17 protein-coding genes are annotated in these 23724 nt (G+C 32.6%); 15 read left to right on the top strand and 2 right to left on the bottom strand.

Features of this window, described 5'->3' with window-relative positions; translation table 11 throughout:
* Positions 1 to 78 precede the first annotated feature (78 nt).
* From J2S15_RS09375 to J2S15_RS09445, 15 genes are all read left to right on the top strand, one after another.
* The gene (locus tag J2S15_RS09375) at positions 79 to 345 is read left to right on the top strand and encodes an HPr family phosphocarrier protein (RefSeq protein ID WP_277490367.1); all 267 of its coding nucleotides are present in this window, start codon (positions 79 to 81) and stop codon (positions 343 to 345) included.
* Positions 346 to 604: 259 nt separating this feature from the next.
* Positions 605 to 2311 carry a phospho-sugar mutase gene (locus J2S15_RS09380; RefSeq protein ID WP_307407641.1) on the top strand — a complete coding sequence of 569 codons (1707 nt, stop codon included), beginning with the start codon at positions 605 to 607 and terminating at the stop codon, positions 2309 to 2311.
* Positions 2308 to 2607, top strand: coding sequence for a Dabb family protein (locus J2S15_RS09385; protein WP_307407643.1), 300 nt, complete (start codon positions 2308 to 2310; stop codon positions 2605 to 2607). Before J2S15_RS09380 ends, J2S15_RS09385 begins: the two co-directional genes overlap by 4 nt.
* Before the next feature lie 130 nt (positions 2608 to 2737).
* On the top strand, positions 2738 to 2947 hold the full coding sequence (locus J2S15_RS09390) for a zinc ribbon domain-containing protein (protein ID WP_307407644.1): 210 nt from the start codon (positions 2738 to 2740) through the stop codon (positions 2945 to 2947).
* A gap of 14 nt (positions 2948 to 2961) precedes the next feature.
* Positions 2962 to 3426 (top strand): hypothetical protein, encoded by a 465-nt coding sequence (locus tag J2S15_RS09395; RefSeq protein ID WP_307407646.1) that lies wholly within the window; start codon positions 2962 to 2964, stop codon positions 3424 to 3426.
* A gap of 577 nt (positions 3427 to 4003) precedes the next feature.
* Entirely contained in the window at positions 4004 to 5353 is a 1350-nt protein-coding gene (locus J2S15_RS09400) for an RNA polymerase sigma factor (RefSeq protein ID WP_307407648.1), read from the top strand.
* A gap of 44 nt (positions 5354 to 5397) precedes the next feature.
* Positions 5398 to 6576, top strand: coding sequence for a hypothetical protein (locus J2S15_RS09405; RefSeq protein ID WP_307407650.1), 1179 nt, complete (start codon positions 5398 to 5400; stop codon positions 6574 to 6576).
* A 217-nt stretch (positions 6577 to 6793) separates the two neighbouring features.
* Complete coding sequence (locus J2S15_RS09410; RefSeq protein ID WP_307407652.1) at positions 6794 to 8161, top strand: RNA polymerase sigma factor; 1368 nt, start codon at positions 6794 to 6796, stop codon at positions 8159 to 8161.
* Positions 8162 to 8194: 33 nt separating this feature from the next.
* On the top strand, positions 8195 to 10639 hold the full coding sequence (locus J2S15_RS09415) for a toxin Cry1Ac domain D-VI-related protein (protein WP_307407654.1): 2445 nt from the start codon (positions 8195 to 8197) through the stop codon (positions 10637 to 10639).
* 510 nt (positions 10640 to 11149) lie between these two features.
* A complete protein-coding gene (gene glgB, locus J2S15_RS09420; protein ID WP_307407656.1) occupies positions 11150 to 13000 on the top strand; it encodes a 1,4-alpha-glucan branching protein GlgB in 1851 nt (616 codons plus the stop codon).
* 8 nt (positions 13001 to 13008) lie between these two features.
* Positions 13009 to 15414: a glycogen/starch/alpha-glucan phosphorylase gene (locus J2S15_RS09425; protein WP_307407657.1), complete on the top strand. Its 2406-nt coding sequence runs from the start codon at positions 13009 to 13011 to the stop codon at positions 15412 to 15414.
* Between the two features lie 201 nt (positions 15415 to 15615).
* On the top strand, positions 15616 to 17118 hold the full coding sequence (locus J2S15_RS09430; protein ID WP_307407659.1) for a S41 family peptidase: 1503 nt from the start codon (positions 15616 to 15618) through the stop codon (positions 17116 to 17118).
* On the top strand, positions 17108 to 19084 hold the full coding sequence (uvrB, locus tag J2S15_RS09435; RefSeq protein ID WP_307407661.1) for an excinuclease ABC subunit UvrB: 1977 nt from the start codon (positions 17108 to 17110) through the stop codon (positions 19082 to 19084). The genes J2S15_RS09430 and uvrB overlap by 11 nt, the downstream gene beginning before the upstream one ends.
* Positions 19077 to 20294 carry an MFS transporter gene (locus J2S15_RS09440; protein WP_307407663.1) on the top strand — a complete coding sequence of 406 codons (1218 nt, stop codon included), beginning with the start codon at positions 19077 to 19079 and terminating at the stop codon, positions 20292 to 20294. The genes uvrB and J2S15_RS09440 overlap by 8 nt, the downstream gene beginning before the upstream one ends.
* Positions 20295 to 20349: 55 nt before the next feature.
* Positions 20350 to 20601 (top strand): fatty acid kinase subunit FakA-related protein, encoded by a 252-nt coding sequence (locus tag J2S15_RS09445; RefSeq protein WP_307407665.1) that lies wholly within the window; start codon positions 20350 to 20352, stop codon positions 20599 to 20601.
* Between the two features lie 117 nt (positions 20602 to 20718).
* Here J2S15_RS09445 and J2S15_RS09450 read toward each other — a convergent pair whose 3' ends face one another.
* Entirely contained in the window at positions 20719 to 21555 is an 837-nt protein-coding gene (locus J2S15_RS09450; RefSeq protein ID WP_307407667.1) for an HAD family hydrolase, read from the bottom strand.
* A 118-nt stretch (positions 21556 to 21673) separates the two neighbouring features.
* Positions 21674 to 23596 carry a BglG family transcription antiterminator gene (locus J2S15_RS09455; protein ID WP_307407668.1) on the bottom strand — a complete coding sequence of 641 codons (1923 nt, stop codon included), beginning with the start codon at positions 23594 to 23596 and terminating at the stop codon, positions 21674 to 21676.
* Positions 23597 to 23724 lie beyond the last annotated feature (128 nt).

Genomic DNA, 23724 nt, shown 5'->3' on the forward strand with positions numbered 1-23724 from the left:
TAGAAAAAAAGTGATTGTAAGTGCTTTCGATATGTTGTAAAATAGAGTTGATAGAAATGAGCTTAGGAGGAAATTGAAATGAAACAAATCACAGTAACTGTAATTGATCCAGTTGGTCTACACGCACGTCCTGCAACAGTAGCAGTACATGCAGCTGGAAAATTCAAATGTGAAGTGAACGTAGCATACGGTGGACGTGAAGTTAACATGAAGTCAATTATGGGTGTTATGTCTTTAGGAATCCCTACACAATCAGAAATTACTATTTCTTGTAATGGGGAAGATGAAGATGCAGCTATAGCAGCTATCGAAGATGTATTACGCGCTCAAAAAATTATTGGGTAATTAAAAAGGATGGCTCGACCATCTTTTTTTATTGATAGCTTTAATAAAAACAAGAGTGTTTAAGTCGACTTCAACAACTTAATAAGCTAAAATTTAATAGTAAAATCATGATATTCATATACTAATAGAATTATGAGTATTATAGATAGGAAGTTATAATTTACAGGGCTACAAGAAAGGTACCTGGTATTAAATAATATTTATTTAATATGGTTTCAAAGAAATCATTTTCTTATGGAAAATAGGAGGAATAACACTTATGTACAATAAGGAAAAGGATCAGGAGTATCTTCGTTGGGTAAACAGTCCTAACTTAGATGAAAAGTTACGTAAAGAATTGGATGCAATGAGTGATACAGAGGTTCATGACAGTTTCTATACGCAAATAGAATTTGGAACTGCAGGGATGAGAGGTCTGTTAGGACCGGGGACAAACCGAATCAATGTACACACGATTGCGAAAGCAAATGTAGGATTTGCAAAGTATATTTGCGACAATGGTGAAGAAGCGAAAAAACGTGGAGTGGCGATTGCATATGATAATCGTCATATGTCTTATGAGTTTGCGATGGTAAGTGCAAAAGTACTGGCAAGTTATGGAATTGCTTCTTATGTATTTGAGTCATTAAGACCAACTCCAGAATTGTCATTTGCAACACGTCATTTAAATTGTTTTGGTGGTATAGTAGTTACTGCATCACATAATCCAAGAGAATATAATGGTTATAAACTTTATGATGAAAGAGGATGTCAATTAATTCCTTCTTTAGTAGAGAAAGTAATTAACTATGTGAATGAAGTGACGGATGAATTATCAATCAATATGGATATTACCAAAGAACAGGAATCACTAATTACAGTGATTGGTAGAGATGTAGATGAAGCATACTATGAAGCAGTATTAGGAATTCAACTTCAGCCTGAAATTGATAAGAGTGATGTGAAGATTGTATTTACTCCACAACATGGAACTGCAAACATCCCAGTACAGGAAGTGTTCAAACGTTCTGGATACAACTGTATTCCAGTAGTGGAACAGTGTTCACCAGATCCTGATTTCTCAAATACGAAAACGCCAAATCCTGAAGAAAGTAGTTCTTATGATTTAGCAATTGAATATGCAAAGAGAGATAAAGCAGATATTGTATTGTCTTGTGACCCTGATGCAGACCGTATGGGAGTTGTTGTGGACCAAGATGGAGAATATATCCTATTAACAGGAAATCAAAGTGGAGCGTTGTTACTTGACTATGTGCTATCACAATTGGATGCACAAGGTAAAATGCCTGCTCATCCAGTAATGTTTAATACAGTTGTTACTGGTGACTTAGGAGAAAAAGTAGCGAACTCATATAATGTAGAATGTGAGAAAACTCTAACAGGATTCAAATTCATTGGTGAAAAGATTGCCAAATATGAAGTAACAAATGAAAAACAATATGTATTTGGATATGAAGAAAGTTATGGTAGTTTAATTAAACCATTCGTTAGAGATAAAGATGCAATTCAAGCGTGTCTAATGTTAGCGGAAGCAACTGCTTATTATAAGAAACAAGGAAAAACATTATTTGATGTTCTTCAAGACTTATATACAAAACATGGACACTATGAAGAAAGCCAAGTTTCATTAACTCTTGCTGGTAGTGAAGGGGCTCAAAAAATAAAAGATATTCTTAAGAATTTAAGAGAATCAAAACTAGATCAAATTGGTGACTACAAAGTAGTTCGATTTGAAGATTACAAGGATGCAATTGTTCGCGAAGGTGACAAAGAAAGCAAACTCGAAGGATTTGTACCATCAGATGTATTGAAATACTTCTTGGATGATGGAAGCTGGATTGCAATTCGTCCTAGTGGAACCGAACCAAAATGTAAATTCTATTACTGTGTAAAAGGTAGCAGTAATGAAAATGCACATGTAAAAGGAAATGCTTTAAAGAAAGCAATGGAGAAATATACAGCATGATACGTCATATTGTAATGTGGAAGATCAAAGAAGATTTAACCCCTTTTGAAAAGAAGCAGTTAATGCTTGAATTCCGCCAAAATATGCATGATATCAGTGATATTCTTCCTGGAATCAATAAGATTGAAGTAATTATTAATGAACTGAATTCCAGCAATATGGATATGATGTTGATTAGTGAATTTGAAACAAAAGCTGTTTTAGATGAATATCAACAACATCCAAAACACAAGTCTGCAACAAAATGTCTTTCAAATATGGTAGAAATACGCAGTTGTGTTGATTACGAATACTAACAAAAACAAACTGTCACTTCAAAGTGATAGTTTGTTTTATCTTAGCGTCATTATCAACACAATTATATAGTTCCATTCACATAAATATGTGATATAGTATGTACAAGTAAATGAAAGCGAGGAACGAAGAATGGAAAAGAGAGCCTACGTTTGTCCTAAATGTGGAAACACTCATTATGAGAGTGACCAGTTTCAGGCAACAGGAGGAAATTTTGCCAAAATATTCGATGTGCAAAATAAGAAATTCTTTACAGTAACTTGTACTGAATGTGGATACACAGAACTTTACAAAGGTCAGACAAGCGATGGATGGAATATACTAGATTTCTTTACGAACTAGAAATAGAATATAAGATGGAAACCGAACATTTGCTTCGGTTTTTATTTGCGATTGAATTAATTATAAATTGGTTATATAATATAATAGATATCCGAAATATTGATGAGAAAGAAGAACTTATTATGTATATACTAGACAATATATTGTTTGATTTTTTACTAAAGATAATTGCTGTTGCAAAGAAAAAGAGAAATGATAAAAGGGTTCCACTCATTATTCGATTAGGTTCTTGGTTAGTATGTATAGTGGACGCAGTAGTAAGGTATATTTTAATTCCAGTAATGTTTGGAGTATTTAGTTATATACTATTTGCTCATAAACAATATGCTTTTTTTGCTGTTATGTTATTTGCTTTTATATTTTCGTGTACTCCATACTATAGGTTAATAAAGAAATTTATCAAAAAGCGTAAGGAGTCATCTGTAGATATAAATAATGATCCTTTTGATATGGATAATAAGATAAATCATGTGGAATAATGAAAAATTAGATGAACACGATAAAGCGAGTCATGAAATAATAGCAAATATAATAAATGTATTAGCAATACTTTTATTGATTTTCCCCTTAGTCTTCTTCTTTGTACTCGTTGTTAATCAAGAATATAAAAGTAGTTTGTATTCTGTACAATTTACAATGATAGATATAATTAATGTATTCATTTTTTATATAACTGGAGTTGGCATCTATTATATAAACAAGAATCATAAACATAATATTTACACAGCATGTGTGATTGTAGGTGTTATCGCTTTGAATTGTTTGATGTTTAATTATACTAATTTATCATCTTATCATTTGTTTGAGATTTCTACTATATATGTTGTGGTCGCCATAATAGGATCTCTAGTGTTATCGATTATCTTATTTCGGATTGGAAACAAAATGATTACTCAATATTTTTAATTAGTGAACGAAATCAAGAAAAAAAACGACTAATTAATATAAATAAAAATATATGTATTTTTTTGTTTGAATAAAAGCGAACCTTTAGGAGATGAAGATGATATATATTATGGGTAAGCGGAAAATATGAGTAAAGAAGGAGGGCAAATAATGGATAAGAAAGAAGAACTTACCCAAATAGTAAGCAAAGTACAAGAGGATATAAATAAATTTGAATTATTATACACACATGTAATTAACAGAGTATATTTTTGGTGCTATACAATAGTAAAAAACGAAACAGTAGCACAAGATCTCGCTCAAGAGTCAATGATTTTAATTTATCAAAAACTACATATGCTAAAATCAGCAGAATTATTTGGCCCATGGATGTATACAATAGTCAAAAATAAATGCTATCAATACCTTAAGGCTCATAAAAGAAAAGATAAGTTATTTTTAGATTCTAATCCAGAAGCAAATGATTTTGAAAATATGATAAGTGAAAAGAGAAAAGAACATTTACCAAAAGAAGCCTATGACTTGCAAGAATCAAAGGAATTAATAAAAATCTTTATAGAAAATCTTCCTAGAAGACAACGCGAAGTGATTACACTATTTTATTTAGAAGAAATGAAAATTGCTGAAATAGCTGAGGTTCTTAACTATAAAATAGGTTCCGTAAAATCTCGTTTACATTCAGGGAGAAAAAATCTTGAATTACAAATAAAGAAATATGAAGAGGATAATGAAGATAAACTGTATGGTGTAGTTTTATTGCCATTGTTAGGTTCAATCTTTAAAGAATATCAAAAAGATATATGTTCTAATCAGAGTTTAACATATGATAAAAATATTTATGAATCACTTGAAATAGCAAAAGGAGAGGGCTTTATAAATAGATACATAAAACAATTAATAGTTTATAGTGGCTTTACAGTCGTTGTTCTTGCAACAGTATTTACAGTACTCCTTACAAATAATAGTAACTCTATAGGTAAATTAGATATTGATACAACACTTATGAATAATATAAAAATACTAGATAAAATGTATCATAATTCATATATTGAAAGTGTTAGCTATCTTAGTTATCCTAATAGAACAGCCGTAGATGTAACTATAATATTAAAGGAAGAAGCATTAAAAGAAGATGTGAAAATCTCGTTTAATGAGGAAGAGATTGATTGTGAAATAAATAATAAAGATATCCGTGTACAAGTAAAAGAAAATGGAGAATATGTAATATTAATAGGGGATAGTAAAGTTAAGTTTGATATAGATGTTATAGATATATTTGCACCTGAATTAGTAGAAGTAATAAATGAAGGTGATTATCTACAATTAGTAATAAATGATGAATTGTCTCAAATAGACTATGAAAAATCTTATGCAGAATATCAAGGAAGAGAATACTACATTCAGAATGATTTAAAAGTTAAAGGTAAATTTGAAGGATTTATGAAAATCAAAATTATTAATAAAAATGGTCAGTATATTACATATGGCTTAGATCTTTAACGAACACATATAAAGGAATAAAAGTAAAATAAAAGGAGAACAAAATGATTAAAAAATTTAATATAAAAGTAATAAGTATGCTAGCATTAATTGCAGTTATGCTTACGGTAACTGTAGTTCCAACATATGCTGCTGATGTACCAGCGAATAATGAAGTACTTATTACAGGTAGTAGAACAGAATTTGAAGCAGAAAACCTAAAGGATGGAGATAAAATTTCAGTTTTTATAGATTTATATACTGATCCAAATGCTTATGATTATATAGATTCGCTTAATGTTGCTATGGTATTTGATGAAACGGCATTGTCTTATGATAGAGTTGTGGATGTTGAAAATAATTATAGTGTTATGGCAATGCCAACTGCAGCGAATCAAGTCAATGTTGGTATTATGAATATATACATGACACCAACAGATGCAAATGGATATTGTACAACAGTAGAAATAAGAATGAATGTAATTGATGCTGATAAATTGATTAGTAATGGAGAAACAGCAATATCATTATCATTACATAATAATGATTTAAATGTGAACATTGGTGGGTCTCTCCTTTATTACCAAGATATTGCAGAAGGATTAGAAAATTTTGATATGCCTGTTATTATTACACCAATCAAAATTATTGTTAACAGTGAACCAGAAATAAATGTTGAAATTACTGTGCAACCAAATGCTGTAGAGGTAGAAAAGGGAAGTTCACATCAGTTTAATGCTACTGTAACAGGTGGTGTTGATAATACAGTTAATTGGAGCATAGAAGGAGCAACATCAACTAGTACAACAATTGATCAAAATGGATTACTAACTGTGGGAAGTGATGAAGATGCAACAACTATTACTGTTAGAGCAACATCTACAGAGGATTTAACTGTTAGTGCTATAGCTACAGTAACAATTGTTGAGTTAACGGATCCAACAGACCCAACGGATCCAACAGACCCAACGGATCCAACAGACCCAACGGATCCAACAGACCCAACGGATCCAACAGACCCAACGGATCCAACAGACCCAACAGACCCAACAGTTCCAATCGTTTCAAAACCATCAACGAAACCAAGTGTTATTGGTGAAGAAACGTCTACAACTACTCATGCAAGTGTGAGCACTGGGGATGCAACAAATACTAATATCTTGTATGGATTGTTAGCTTTATCATTAGTTGGAGCTATCATTGTAGTTAGAAACAACTTAAAACACAACAAGAACAAAGCATAATATAGCTTTATTCTATGATTAAATAACTATAGATTTATAAGAGTGACTATCTTTCAAAGGTAGTCATTTTTATTTTATATAAAAATAGTGAACGTTACTTCATATTGTTACGACTAATATAAGGAAAATAAATTTTATATAAAACCCAACCTTTTCTTTATGGGAAACATATAAGTATTAGGGTAAGTACATTTTTATAATCAAGGAGGGCGAAACTATGGATAAGGTAAAGCTTACCCAAATTGTCAAAGAGGTCCAAAAGGATATTGGACAATTTGAGTTACTATACTCACAAATAGTAAATCGTGTTTATTACTGGTGCTATACCGTTATTGGCAATGAGGCAGAAGCAAAAGATGTAGCACAGGAAGCAATGATTCGAATCTACAATAAGTTACACACATTAGAAAATCCTGAAACATTTAGTTCTTGGATGTATATTCTTGTTAGAAATGTTTGTTATGCATTTTTGCGTTCTCGTAGAAGTTCAGATAAGTTGTTTTTAGATTCAGAAGAGTATACTGAAGACTTTGAAAACAATTTAAGAGAGGAACGAACGGAAGTGTTGCCAAAAGAGGCATACGACTTAAAAGCAACAAAAGAAATAGTAGTTAAAATAATTCATGCACTACCAAAGAAACAAAAAGAAGTTATTACATTGTTTTATCTGGAAGAGTTTAAGATCCAAGAGATTGCAGATATGCTGAACTGTAGTGTAGGTACTATTAAGTCAAGGCTGTTTGATGGAAGAAAGAGTTTAGAAAAAAATCTAAGAGAATACCAAGAAGAAAATAATGTGAAGTTATATGGTGTTGCGTTACTTCCATTGCTTGGGTTAATTCTTTGTGAACATCGTGATGAACTATGTGGTAAGCAAGACCTTAGTTACAACGAGGATATTTATAAACTTTCTAAAGCAGGAAATTTTAATAACTTAGTAACATTTATTTCTAATCATATTTTTATGATTATAGGAACGATATTCACAATTACTATTATTACGTTAATTGTATTATTTGCATTTCCTAAAAATGAAGATAATAAGGTATTAAGTGCTTTTGATTTCAATGAGTTACTTACTGATGATATGGATATGTATGATAAGTTGCAAGGGCATCCCTATATTGAAAACATAATTTATTCTACATTTCCAACTAGAACAACAATCGAAGTAACTGTAATTTTAAAGGAAGAAGCAGTTGGAAAAGATGTGAAGATTTTATTTGAGGGAAATGAAATGAATATAAACAGTGAATTAAAAAAAGTAACTTTTGTGGTGGAGAAAAATGGAATTTATTCAATTAGGATTAATGAAAAAAGAACGAAATTACAAATTGATAATATTGATTCGCAGGCTCCAGAACTAGTTGATGCTTATCAAAAGAACGGGTTTCTATATTTGAATGTTTCTGATGAAAGGTCGCAAATCAATTATGAGAAATCATATATTGAATATAATGGGGAAAAATATAAATTATCTTCGAATCTATCTGTAAAGGGAGAATTCAAAGGGATGATAAAAGTAATTTTATACGATAAAGATGAGAATTATATCAAATATAATTTAGATTTTAATACTGTTTAGTGAATAAGAGAATATAATAAGATGGAGGAAAAAATGAAGTCAAATAAAAATAGAATTATTATGAGTTTGTTAGTTTTAGGAATGTTATTTAGTTTAGTAACTGCAAACACACTAAGTGCGAATGAAAATGAAGATATAGAAGAAATAGATGTGGAAACTCCAGTAGATGAATCAACAAATAATAATATAAAAAATACAGCTGTTTCAACAATGAGTGATACAATAACACCATATGCAATAACTGATAGCGTATTTAGTGACAGTTCCAGACCGTTAGAACAGGCAATTATTTCCAATTATGATGGAACGAATGGAACTGTAAAAATTGATACAGATAATGATGGATATATTAGTGCAAATGAAGCTAATGCTTATAGTGGAGCAATTATTTTAAATTCTAAAAATATAACAGGAACAATGGACGGAATCGAAAATTTTCTTAATATAAATAATTTGAGTTTAGCAGGAAATGATTTAATTGGGGAAATACCTGAAGGATTAAAAAATATGACATTGCTAAGAACTGTAATAATTAATGGTAATAGTGAACTAAGTGGTACTTTGGATTTGTCTGGTTCTAAAACAACGTTAATCAATCTTCAATATCACGGAACGGCCATCACTGCAGATTTATCAGGATATAGTTCATTGGCGTATTTATCTATTAGTAATGTGGTGAATCCAACAAATATGAATGCATTAAGAATGTTTTTGATCTCTTCGCCAGAACTTAATTCTATGGTAAGAGTATACGGAAATGCTGGATTTATTTCATGGGATTCACAAACAAACTATTATGTTTTAAATGCTGGAGCATATTATAATGTTTTCCTAGAAAAAGAAGATAAATCTGGGGCGGGAGTTTCACAAAATATTACCCTTACTTCGAATGCTTTGATGGATAGTGTAGGTAATTTAATTGTTGATGCAACACTGGATAATATTGTAGATGGTAAAGTAGTATTACCAAATGGTGGTACTGTAATAACTGCAACAGCAACTTATCACTTCGAAGACTACACAGAAATAGGAGGAGTGAATAGTACAACTACTGGAAGTATTATAATTGAGAAACATGTAGTTGATGGCGGGAGTGTCGATTTCATTGGAAATGTAACAAAAACTGCTAATCCTAATGGTAGTACTATTACAGTTGATATATCAAATAAAGGAGGAACTACAAGGGTACCAGCAGGTTCAATAATTACAAATAACGATAAAAGTATAACCTATGTCATTGATGATGCAACTATGACAAACGATGGAATACTAACTTCTACTGGAATACTAGTTACAGTACCAGAAGAAGCAGTATCATTAATTACTATAAATGGAAAAGAAGATACACTTCCTGCTGGTACAACGGTAACGATGGATGGAGAAACAGTAACTTATCCAGGAACAATTGTAATTGATACAGTAGAAAACACAGTTACATATTTACCAGCAGATTCACTATTTGATGAGACTGGAACAGGTCTCGCTAGTGGTATTACACAACAAGATATTGATGACGCTTTAGCCTTTGTTAATACGATTACTCCAGGATCACTACAAGATGAACTACTAGCAAAAGTAGAGTCCGCTCAAAAGATGATGGATGCTAAAAACAAAGCAGAAGGATTATTAAATAGTAGTCAAGATGACTTAGCTTCAGGAGTTGACCAAAATACAATTACCAATGTAGGAAATTTGATTAATGATTTAGTAGATGGCTCATTTAAAGATGCATTGCAATCACTTGTAGATAAAGCACAGGCTATCTTTGATGCTATCAAATCAGTAAATGATTTATACAACGATGATAAATCAGACTTAGTAGTGGGTGCTACACAAGATATGATTGATAGTGCTCAAAAAGAAGTAGATAAATTGGATCCAAATACAGATAGAGCGAAAGAATTACAAAAGTTAATCGATGATGCTCAAACAATATTGGATAACAGAGAAGCAGCAACAAATGCAGTGGATAACTTGTTTAATGACAAGAAAGATAACTTGGCAATAAATATTACACAAGATGATATTAAAAATGCACAAGACTTAGTGAATAAGTTACCTGATGGTGAGTATAAAGATAACTTACAAAAGGAAATTGATATAGCACAAGCAATGCAAGATGCGAAAGATGCTGCGAATGATTTATTGGATAAAGATGGTAACTTGAATTCAGGTGTAACACAAGAAGATATTGATAATGCTCAGGATTTAGTAAATAAACTACCTGATGGCAAATTGAAGGATGAACTTCAATTAATTATTGATGAAGCACAGAAGCAGTTAGATGAAAAGAACACATCTAAACCATCGACAGCTCCAGGTACAACCGTAAAACCATCAGTAGATTCGACATCCACAACAGGTGGAAGTAATGTAAATACTGGTGATGAAACAAACATGACATTATATATGGGATTGTTTGCTCTGTCATTGGCTGGAATTGTATTGGTAGTTAGAAAAAGAAAAATTAAAGAATAAAAAAAGAAACAAGTGCGAATCTGCACTTGTTTTTATGAACCATCATACGCTTTATGCTTTATTACATAAAACATTTTGACTGCTGTAAATATTATCATGACAATTATATATGTTATTGTTAGTGGATAAACAATATCACTTGCATGAATTGAATACCATCGAAATATTAGATAAGATGACAATACAATACAGACAATCTCACATAACAGAAGTAAGATAATTAAAACAATTCGATTTGCATATTTAAAGAAACTGTCGATATCAATATTGCGAAACCATATAAAGTTATATAGGAAAAAACATCCTATGATAACTAATGTTGATAGAACTGAACTAATCTGTAGAAATATTAGAAAAAATAGTATGTTTGTAATCATATAGGAATTGTATCATAGTTTATGATGACATATGATACAAAATATTGAATTTTATCACTATAATTAGGTAGTTAAAGTTGTGTAAGGTCTCAGAAAAAGGTAAAATAGGTATAAGAATACAAGGAGGTTTGCAATGAAACAAAGAGTAATTAATGCATTTTTTGAAGGACAGTCAATTAACGCATATACTTCATTGGGTGCACATCCTCGATTTGAGCAAATCTCTGGAGTGCGTTTTGCACTATATGCACCTGCAGCACAAAGTGTTCAGGTAATAGGTTCGTTCAATGATTGGAATGGAGAAGGTCATTTCATGGATAAAGTGGATGATCGAGGAATCTGGAGTGTATTTGTGCCAAATGCAAAAGAAGGGGATATGTATAAATATCGCATTGTTCAGACAGATGGAACATCCGTAGATAAGATGGATCCATATGCTTTCTATAATGAGTTGAGACCAAACACTGCATCAATTGTAGTAAATTTGGATTATCAGTGGAGTGATGATGAATGGATGAAGACACGTAATCGTTGTTTTCATAAACCACTGAATATTTATGAAGTTCACTTAGGTGCATGGAAGCATATAAATGATGAAGCGGTCAATTATCGAAGTATTGCCAGTGAATTGGTTTCCTATGTGAAAGAGATGAAATATACGCATGTAGAGTTTATGCCATTAAATGAATATCCTTTCGATGGAAGCTGGGGATATCAGATCAGTGGTTACTTTAGTGTGACATCTCGATATGGGACCCTACAAGATTTAAAATATTTAATAAATGAATTACATAAAAATGGAATTGGTGTTATCTTTGATTTTGTACCAGTTCATTTTGTTATGGATAATTATGCACTTCGCAGTTTTGATGGAACACATTTATATGAATATCAAAATAACTATGATGCATTCAGTGAATGGGGAACAGCTAACTTTGATTTACACAAAGAAGAAGTACGTAGTTTCTTAATGAGTGCAGCTGCATATTTAATTAAAGAGTTGCATGGTGATGGATTACGAATGGATGCAATTTCCAATGTAATCTATTGGCAGGGAAATAAGAATCGTGGAGTAAACGAAGGAGCTCTTACATTTATTAAACGAATGAATTATCTGTTACATCTTAACTTCCCTGAAGTTATGCTGATTGCAGAAGATTCTAGTGACTATCCTGGAGTTACCAAACCTGTACATGACAATGGTTTAGGTTTTGATTACAAATGGGACCTTGGATGGATGAATGATACGTTATCATATTTAAAGATGGATCCAATCTTTCGTCAACATAATCACAATAAGATAAACTTTAGTATGGCATACTTCTATGGGGAAAACTTTATACTTCCATTCTCTCATGATGAATCGGTTCATGGAAAAGCTACCATCGTTGATAAGATGTGGGGAACCTATGAGCAGAAGTTTGCACAGGCACGTATGTTATATACGTATATGTATACACATCCTGGAAAGAAGTTAAACTTCATGGGAAATGAAATTGGTCATTTGCGTGAGTTTGATGAAGATGAACAAATGGATTGGTTCTTACTGGAATATCCAATGCATGATTCGTTTAAACGCTTTATGCGAGATTTAAATACAATCTATACAAATGAAAGTGCATTATATAAGGATGACTTTGACTACAATTACTTTGAATGGATTGATGCTGATAATGCGAATGAAAACTTATTCTCGTTTATTCGTAAAGGTGAAGAAGAAACAATTATTGTTGTACTTAATATGTCACCTAATACATATCATGGTCATCAGTTTGGAGTTCTTGAAGAAGGCGTGTATAATGAGATATTGAATAGTGAAAAAGATATCTATTCTGGTGTGAATATCGTTAATGAAAAAACGATTGTTGCACAAGAAGGTTTTGTAGATTACAAACCTTACTATATTACAATTGATGTTGCTCCATTCGCGGGAATCATAATGAAGCATATTAATAAGAATCATAAAAATAGGTATTTCGAATAGGAGGACATATGATTAAGGACTTTACAAAGGAAAATTTTATTCAAGAATATGAAGATAAGATGGTGGAACTTTTTGGGACGTCAGTTGAAATTGCACATCCTACAGAACAATATTTTGTGTTAGGAGAGATTGTCAGAGAGTATGTGTCACAACACTGGAAAGAAAGTAAAGATGCGAATCACTTAGAACAAAAGAAACAGATTTATTACTTTTCAATGGAATTCTTAATGGGAAGATTGTTCACAAACAATCTTATGAACCTTGGAATTTATGATGTTGTGAAAGATGGATTAGATGAGTTTGGTGTTGATATTAACCAAATTGAAGAAATGGAAAGTGATGCAGGATTAGGAAATGGTGGATTAGGTAGACTAGCTGCCTGTTTCTTAGATTCACTTGCTTCTACGAATTATATTGGACATGGAAACTGTATTCGTTATGAATATGGATTCTTTAAACAACTAATTGTGGATAATAAACAAAAAGAAGTACCTGACTTATGGATGAAGTTAGGGAATGTTTGGGAAGTTAAGAAACCAAAACATACTGTTCAAGTTAGTTATGGTGGAAAAATTCACCAATATATTAATGGTAATGGAAAAGTAAAGATTGAAGTACGTGATGCACAAGTTATTAATGCAGTACCTTACGATGTACCAATTGTTGGTTATGAAACAAAACTTACCAATACACTTCGTCTTTGGTCAGCAGAACCTGCAGAAGAAGGATTGTATAAAGATCATGAGCAATACATCAAAGATGTAAGAGAAATCTGCAACAGTTTGTATCCAGATGACTCTACCCAAGAAGGAAAACTATTGCGTATTAAACAACAGTATTTCTTTGTAAGTGCTGGTGTTCATACAATTATTCGTCAGCACTTAAGAAACTATCCTACTCTTGATAACTTAGCAGATAAAGTAGCGATTCAGTTAAATGATACTCACCCGGTATTGGCGATTCCTGAATTAATGCGTATCTTGCTTGATGATTATGAATATGAATGGGATAAAGCTTGGGAAATAACAGTAAATACAATGGCTTATACAAACCATACGGTATTGGCTGAAGCGCTTGAAAAATGGCCAATTGATTACATTCAAGGTTTAGTTCCTAGAGTGTATATGATTATTCAGGAAATTCAAAAACGCTTTGAATATGATATGCAACATAAATACAATCACCCGGATTTTGTATCGAAATTATCAATATTAAAAGATGGACAGATTCATATGGCACATCTTGCAATTGTTGGTTCTCATAGTGTAAATGGGGTAGCTTCACTTCATACAAAGATTCTTATTGAAGATGTTATGAAGGATTTTTATTCAATTATGCCAGATAAATTTAATAATAAAACAAATGGGATTACCCATCGTCGTTGGTTGATGTACTCAAATCCTCAACTTACTAAGTTGCTTGATGAAACCATTGGTGATAGCTGGAAAAAACATCCGGAAGATTTATCAAAACTAATGGAATATGTAAATGATAAAGAAGTGAAAGACTCATTCTTACAGGTAAAACAAAGACGTAAGGAAATCTTAGCTGCGTACATTAAGAAAGTATGTAATGTAGATGTAGATGTTCATTCTATCTTTGATGTTCAGGCGAAACGATTACATGCGTATAAACGCCAGTTATTGAATGTATTACATATTATTTACTTATATCAAAAAATCAAAGAAGATAAAAATTATACAATGTATCCAAGAACATTTATCTTTGCAGCAAAAGCAGCACCTTCATATGTGTTTGCTCGTAAGGTAATTAAGTTAATCAACTGCTTGGCAGAGAAAATCAATAATGATCCAGATGTATCAAAATATATGAAAGTTGTATTTATTCCAAACTATGGAGTAAGTATTGCGGAAATATTAATGAATGCTGCAGATGTATCAGAACAGATTTCAACTGCTGGTAAAGAAGCGAGTGGTACTGGAAACATGAAGTTTATGATGAATGGTGCACTTACACTTGGTACTCTTGATGGGGCAAATGTGGAAATCGCTGAAAAGGTTGGTATGGAAAATACCGAAATCTTTGGATTACGTGCAGAAGAAGTTGCTCAATTAAAATATGAAAATGATTATGATGTTTGGGATATCTACAACAATGATCCAGAAATCAAGAAAGTTGTGGATTCACTTATGAGTGATGAATTCAGTGATATCGATAAAGATTTTGCAACGATTTATGAAGAGATTCTAAATAAGAATGATGAGTATTTAGTATTAAAAGACTTCTGGGCTTATCATGCTGCTCAACGTGATGTTGAAAGACGTTATGAAAACCGAAGTGAATGGGCAACCATGTGTTTAAAGAACATTGCTTGTTCAGGATATTTCTCAAGTGATCGTACAATTGAAGAGTATGTTAGAGATATCTGGCATGCGGAAAAGTTAGATGTATAAGACTGCAATTGCAGTCTTTTTTCTTATCTGGATGGTTTCGGACAGATATGCGCCAAAGTTGGAAGTGGATAGTAAAATATAACGAATTTTACTAGATTTATAAGCTGAAAAACAAACGAAAGTGAACACTAGGTGAAATTGAGTGTTGATAGTTTTACTCGACTTCCACTTGTGATACAATAAACAGGTGAGGTTACAACGATGGATGATAATAAAAAAATAATTAAGGTCGAAAAACATAAGTGGCCAGATGAAATAATGAAAGAAAAGAAAGCAAGAAGACAGAAACTTCTGATTGTTCTTGCATGTATCCTTTGTTTTGTTGGTGGGATTCTTGTAAGTACAGGATTATCAGGTTCTTCAAGTTCACCAATTGCATCTAGTGGCAGTAATATAAGTGCAGATGATGCAGATAAATATCAGGAAATATATGATATCTTAAGTACACAATGGTACTTTGGTAAAGATATTGATGATATAGATTCTTATCTGATGGAAAAGGCAATCAATGGGATTGCAAATGAAAATGAGTCAGATGAGCATACTCAATATATGGAACCAGAATCAGCAAGTTCACTAATGACATCACTGTCAGGTTCACTTACTGGAATTGGAATTCAATACTATCAAATGAATGATTCTATTCTGGTAGAAAAAGTATATATTGATTCACCTGCAGAAGAAGGTGGAATGAAAGAAGGAGATATCATTCTGAAAGTAGATGGAGTAGATATCGCAGATAAAGAAATTGATGAAATAAAAACAATGATTACGGGTGAATCTGGTACGAAAGTAACAGTACAGGTAAAACGTGGTAGTGATACGATTGATATTGAAATGACAAGAGCGAAAGTTTCGGTTTCAGCTTATGGATATATTCGTGATGGTGTTGGGGTATTGGAGTTATCATCATTCTCTGATAATTCAGCGGAAGAAATTCAACGTTACTTAGAAGCATTCGAAGAAAAAGGTGTAAAGAATATTGTAATTGATCTTCGTGACAATGGTGGTGGATATGTGAATACTGCAATTGATATTGCTGGATTGCTTGTTGGTAGTGACAAAGTAGTATTGTACCAAGAAGATAAAGATGGGGAAGTTACGAGTTATACAACAGGTAGTGTAGATAAAACATATGAGTTTGATAATATGTCAATCTTGGTTAATCAAAATACTGCCAGTGCATCAGAGTTATTGACGGCAGCATTAAAAGAACATCTTGGTGCATCAGTAGTAGGTGTAACGACTTATGGAAAAGGTACAGTACAGAATTCTGTGACTTTTGCAGATGACAGTATTTTTAAGTATACGATTGCGGAATGGTTAACGCCATCAAAAGAAAAAATTCATAAGGTTGGTATTACTCCGGATTATGAAGTAAAATTAGATGATGCAGTCACATATGGATCAACAGGTGATGAAAATTCATATAAAGTAGATTCAGTTGGCTCAGGAGTTGGAGATATGCAGATGTATCTTAGTTTCTTGGGATATAACGTTGATCGTAAAGATGGTTATTTCTCACAGGCTACACTTGATGCGGTAAAGCAGTTCCAAAAAGATCAAGGTCTGGAAGAGACTGGTGAGATTACACCAGATTTAGTAAGTAGTGCAATTTCAGCGACAGCTAGAAAATGGCATGATGGAAAAGATACACTGGATACTCAGATGTTAAAAGCATTGGAGGTAGTGAGTGGAAAATAAACTTTTTGATTTAGTTTCAGATTTCAAACCTCAGGGTGATCAGATTAAAGCAATCGAGGAATTAACCACAGGTTTGGAAGAAGGTAAAAAACAGCAAGTGTTGCTTGGAGCGACAGGGACTGGGAAAACCTTCACGGTATCAAATGTAATAGCCAGAGTAAATAAACCTACTCTGGTTTTTGTGCATAATAAAACATTAGCTGGACAGCTATATAGTGAGTTTAAGGAATTCTTTCCTAACAACCGAGTAGAATATTTCGTTTCTAACTTTGATTATTATCAACCAGAAGCATATATTCCAAATAGTGATACGTATATTGATAAGAGTGCAACAACCAACCAGGAGTTGGATATGCTTCGTATGGCGGCGGAAAACAGTGTGCTGGAACGTAGAGATACAATTATTGTAGCCAGTGTTGCCTGTATCTATGGGGCAAGTAATCCAGAGACGTATCGTAATATGTTCTTTAACTTACGGGTAAATGAAGTTATTGATCGTAAAGAACTGTTGGGTAAACTAGTCGCTCGTCAATACAAACGTAATGATTTGGATTTACAACGTGGTTGTTTTAGAGTTCGTGGAGACAGTATTGAAGTTGCATTGGGACATACAGACAGTTATATCTTACGAATTGAAATGTTTGATGATGTGATTGAAAGAATTGTGGAAGTAGATCCATTAACTGGAAAAGTGTTCCATGCATATCAGGTATATGTAGTATATCCTGCTTCAGGATATGCAACCCCAAAAGATAAGATTGCAAGAGCTTGTCAGACAATTGAAGCAGAGTTAAAAGATCGTCTGGCATACTTTAAAGAAGAAGATAAATTATTGGAAGCACAGCGTCTTGAACAACGTGCACTGTATGATATGGAAGCACTAAGAGAATTTGGTGTCTGTCCAGGGATTGAGAACTACGCTCGCCATATTGATGGTAGAGCACCAGGAGAACGTCCATATACATTGTTTGACTATTTTCCAGATGACTTCCTTTTAATAGTAGATGAAAGTCATGTTAGTTTACCTCAGGTAAGAGGTATGTACAATGGAGATAGAGCAAGAAAAACAACGCTCGTAGATTATGGATTCCGTCTGCCAAGTGCACTGGATAATCGTCCCCTTAAGTTTGAGGAATTTGAATCAATGATTAACCAGGCGATTTTCGTATCAGCAACACCTGGTGATTATGAGTTAGAGAAAACTAATGGAGAAATCGTAGAACAGATTATTCGTCCTACAGGATTATTAGATCCAGAAGTAGAAATAAGAAAAACGATGGGTCAGATTGATGATATTGTGGATGAACTCCATGAACAGATTAAACGCAATGAGCGTACATTAATTACAACATTAACCGTACGAATGGCGGAAGAACTTACGAATCATTTAAAGCAACTGGACTTTAAAGTTGCATGGTTGCACCATGAGGTTACAACCATTGAACGTACGGAAATTATTCGTGAGTTACGTCAGGGTAAATATGATGTTTTAGTAGGAATTAACTTACTTCGTGAAGGGTTAGACCTTCCTGAAGTTTCGTTGATTTGTATCTTAGATGCAGATAAAGAAGGATTCTTACGTAGTAAACGTTCCTTAGTCCAAATCATTGGACGTGCTGCTCGTAACAGCAATGGTCGCGTTATTATGTATGCAGATGGAATGACGGATTCTATGGTATATGCGATAGAAGAAACCAAGCGTCGGCGTGATATCCAGATTGCCTACAACAAGGAACATGGTATTACACCAAAAACAATTATTAAACCAATTCATGAAGCTCTTCATTCATTAGAAACAAAAGAAATGACGAAGAAGTACATGAGTAAAAAATCAAAAGTAACGAAGAAAGACAAAGAGAAGATGTTGGCGAATATCGAGAAAGAAATGAAAGAAGCTGCAAAAGTATTAGACTTTGAAAGAGCGGCAGAACTTCGTGACATATTGATGGAGCTTAGAAATGAGTAGTTATATCTCATCGAAAAAAATGTATATCTTCCTGGCGGTTGTTGCGCTGGAAAGTTTGGCAGCAAACTTTGCCCATCCAATTACCCCGACTTTGATTAAAAATTTAAATTTACCAGACTATATGTTTGGTGTAGCATTCGCAGGTATGTCATTTACCAATTTCTTATTCTCTCCCTTCTGGGCGAAGATGGTAAATCGTATCAGCAGTCGTCTAACGCTTCTTATCTGTTGTTGTGGGTATGGAGTAGGACAACTTATGTTTATGTTATCAACACAACAAGGAACCATTCTGATTGCCAGACTGGTAAGTGGGTTCTTTGTTGGTGGAGTATTTGTTAGTTTCCTTACCTATGTTATTAATAAAGGTGATCCACAAACTCGAGGAAAATTTCTAGCATTAAGTGCAACATGTACAACCGTATTTGGTGCGTTTGGATATCTGATTGGTGGATTTGTAGGAGTGGTATCCATTCCAATTACTTTTATGTTACAGGCAGGAACTTTAATTCTTAGTGGAATTTTATTTTATATCCTCTTGGAAGATGACAAGAAGCATATAGAAGAACGCTTTAGTTTTAAACGAGATGCGAATCCATTCAAAGCGTTTATTGATTCCAAACAGTTTATGACAAAGTTATTTGCAGTACTATTCTGTATTGTATTCTTAACATCACTTGCATCTACAACTTATGATCAATGTTTTAATTATTATATTAAGGATGCCTTTGATTTTAATTCAAGCTATAATGGTACCTTAAAAGCGGTTGTAGGATTTATATCATTACTTGCCAATACAACCATCTGTTTATGGATTATGCGTAATACAGATGTTAGAAAATCATTAGTATATATTTTCTTTGGCGCAAGTACATGTTTATTCTTAATCTTCTTATTAGGGGATATTGCACCATTTATTTTAGTGAATATAATCTTCTTTGCATTTAATGCAATGTATATTCCACTTGTACAGGATTTATGTGCTAGAAATAGTGATGATTCCAATAGTAGTATGGTTATGGGATTCTATAATGCACTAAAAAGTTTAGGAATGGTATGTGGTGGATTATTCGCTGGATTTATTTATGGTGTTGGTCCAAAATTATCGTTCTTATTCGCTAGTATATTTTTTATGGTAGCATTAATTCTAATGGTGTTTTATCGTAACCGACAAATTGCAAAAGAACGTATAGAGAGTAGTAATCTTTCATAAGATAACTATTCTCTTTTATTTTTGATATAATAGATACATTAAAAGGAGAAATACAATGATCGAATTTAGATATGATACACAGTTATTGATCGAAGGACAGGGATTGAATGAAGATGCGATCAATGATTATATTACAGAAAATTTTGAAGGAGACAGTTTGCTGGCAGTGGGAGATGATGAACTTATTAAAATTCACTTCCACACCAACAGACCATGGGAAATATTAGAATATTGTGCTACATTAGGAGAAATTTATGATATCGTAGTAGAAGATATGGACCGCCAATCAAGAGGATTAAAGGGGTAAACAAGTGCTTACTTTTTTTGTTCGTTTATGTTCCTTTTATGATGTGATTGGAACATAAACGAACAATTTTCAATAAAAACTAGGACTTAAGAATAATGAAATCTTAAGTCCTAGTTTTTATATTAACTTTAATTCTTGAAATGCATACTGCATTCCATCTTCGAGAATATGTTTCGTCACAAAATCTGCAACTTCCTTTAGTTGATGAACTCCATTTCCCATAGCGATTCCAATGTCACAATGTTGAACCATTTCTAAGTCATTCAGACTATCACCAATTGCAATCGATTGACTTTTATCAGCACCATAATAATCTAATACCTGATCACTTCCACTTGCTTTAGATACAAATTTGTCATATACTTCACCACCATAGAAATCACTTTCATTTTCTGCCTGTAACACATGGTGGTAATCGTCTTTTATCTTTTCACCAAACGCCTGTAGTGTAGGTAATGACTGAGAGAAGATTGATAGTTTCGCAATTTGATGTTTCGAATCAAAATCATATTCATCAATTTTTCTTGTGCCTATTTCTCTTATATATGCTTCGGTTTTTAAGTGGTCTCGATCATTTTCATCAAAGAAGAAACCAGAGAAAAGTTTGTAGCATCCATCAGTTAGGAAGCACTTTTCTACACCTTCCAATTTATAATCAATTCCCATATCGTTCATTAATTGTACAGTTTGTTTTAAGGTTGTCATCTCTAATGGTCTTATGTCTATAAGTTTATTTTCAACTTCAACTACTGCACCACAAGAAGAGATATAACCATCAAAGCCAATTTCTCTAATTTCTTTATCAATCTCACAATGAGCTCTTCCGGTGCAAATAAATACTTTATGTCCAATATTCTGTGCCTGTTTAATTGCGTTAATTGCAGACTGTGGCGTTCCCTGTCCATGATGGAATAGTGTTCCATCAACGTCTATAAAAATAAATTTCTGATTCATATGTCCCCCTACTTTACTAAAAAATAATATCAACCTGAGTAAAACTCAAGTTGATGATTGAAATATTTGCTATTACTATAATTGTAATCGTAATCTTAATTTCTTTCAATAATTATTGTTATTCTTCATCATCCATATTGATGTATTCAAATACAAGATTCTTAAAGTTCTGAAAGGTTGTACACTCTTTCACCTGATTGACTACTTCTTCTTTACTAAATAATGCTACCAGAGCTTCATAAAGCTCATGGAAGATGCTTTTATCTGCTTTGTTGATAGCAACTAGTAAAATCACATTTACGCTCTGTGAACCCCAGCGAATCCCTTTTTTGGATACACATAAACTGATGCATGTTTTTAATGCTTCCATTTTCATTGCATGAGGAATCGCAATATTACCAAAAGCGGTTGCCGCTGCGTTTTCTCTGGTTAATACTTTTTCCTCAAATGATTCATCTACCAGGTTTAAATCAACTAGTTTTTCAGTCATCATATGTAGTACTTCTTCCTTAGTATCTACTTTGGGATTCTCCAGAAATAACTCTTTACTAAAGAATTGATGGAACTGATGTTTTAGTATCTGATTCTTGCGATTATTAGAAATCTTAGTAATTAGATTATAAATCTCTGCTTTGTCGTGAGCCTGAAGAAATGGTGGAATTAGCAAGACATCCTGATGGATTTTTTCATGTAACTTAATGACGGTAAGACAAAAATCAAAAGAATACTTCTTCAAATCTTCCTCCACTGTAATGGTTTTAATAATATCAATCTGATTACCAAACTCAATCAGTAACTGATTATAAATCTGAGTACTGATTTTCATATAATCAGGACAGAAAAGCACACATTTCAACTTTGAATCATTGGTCTTCTGACGTTCAATCTCCGCACCAACATGTAGCGCTAAGAAAGTAACTTCATCCTCATTGATATGAATATTGTAGTGTTCCATTAATTCTAAAGAAATATAGATAGCAATATCATATACGGTTGGACAAGAAGTCTTGATACTTTGTGTCATTGGATTCTTTGTATACGTTTGGTTCTGTGCTCGTAACACTAAATTTTTTAAATGTAGTGCAAACGGTGTTAAGAAGTTTTCATTATCTAAGTTAATATAATAAAAATCATTTACTTTCTCTACAATATGAAGTGCCTGCTCAATAATTTCGCTACCCACAATCTTGCGTAGTGTTTCCTGACTCGATGGTAAAGAATAATTAGCGTTGGTTTTGAATAACATATAAATTTCATATCGTTCACTATTGTTGAAGGTAATTGAAAACTCTTCTTCAAATGCATTGCATAAATCAGATACCAGTGCTCGCTCATTTTCGTTTTCAATTACAAAATCTTCATTTTGAATATTTACATAGTTACCATCCTTGATTCGATCAATAATAATTGCAAAGTGTAACAGTAAGTTAATATTCGCGAACTCATTAATGTAATAATTATATTTTTCAAAAATAGAACGGATTGTTGAATTGATTCGATCAATTGGTAAGGTATCAAAACTATCTTTGATAATATCGGAATTCATAAAACGATTATTGGTTTCTTCATATATAACATAACTAACTAATTTACGTTTGTTCTTTTCACTACCTAGAATACGAATCGTATCATTCTCAATTACAAACTCTACATGGAAGTTAGAAAAAGCTTTGTTCATTTTAGAAATATCATTCTTTAAAGTAGAGTAACTTACAAATAATAAATCGCATAAATCAAACAGATCCAGATGTGAAGAATGCATAACTAGTAACTGTTTGATAATATAAAAAGAACGTTCCTCACTGGTCTGAGGAATTTGGGTTTCTTCATTTTCCAATAGTTTCGCTGCAATCATTTTATGAATGGTATATCCATTATTAGAGGATACAATCATTTGTTCGTTTGCGAGAATGTTTAGAGAGTTTACATAGTTCTTTATCGAACGTATGGATACATTTAAAGCATTGGAAAGCTCTTTGCTTGTAATTGGATTTTTATGATTGCAAAGATAGTTTATTAACTCTACATGTTGTTTTTTCATAATGATACTCCTTATAAGGTAGTTGTATAAGTACGTAATTTTCTAACTTTATTATAAGAGATGCCTTATTTACTGGCAACTTAGGTTTTGCACCACCCCATGCAAAAGTCTAGTTGAGCGAAAAATAA

The organism is Breznakia pachnodae (assembly GCF_030814225.1).
GTDB classification, from domain to species: Bacteria; Bacillota_I; Bacilli_A; order Erysipelotrichales; family Erysipelotrichaceae; genus Breznakia; species Breznakia pachnodae.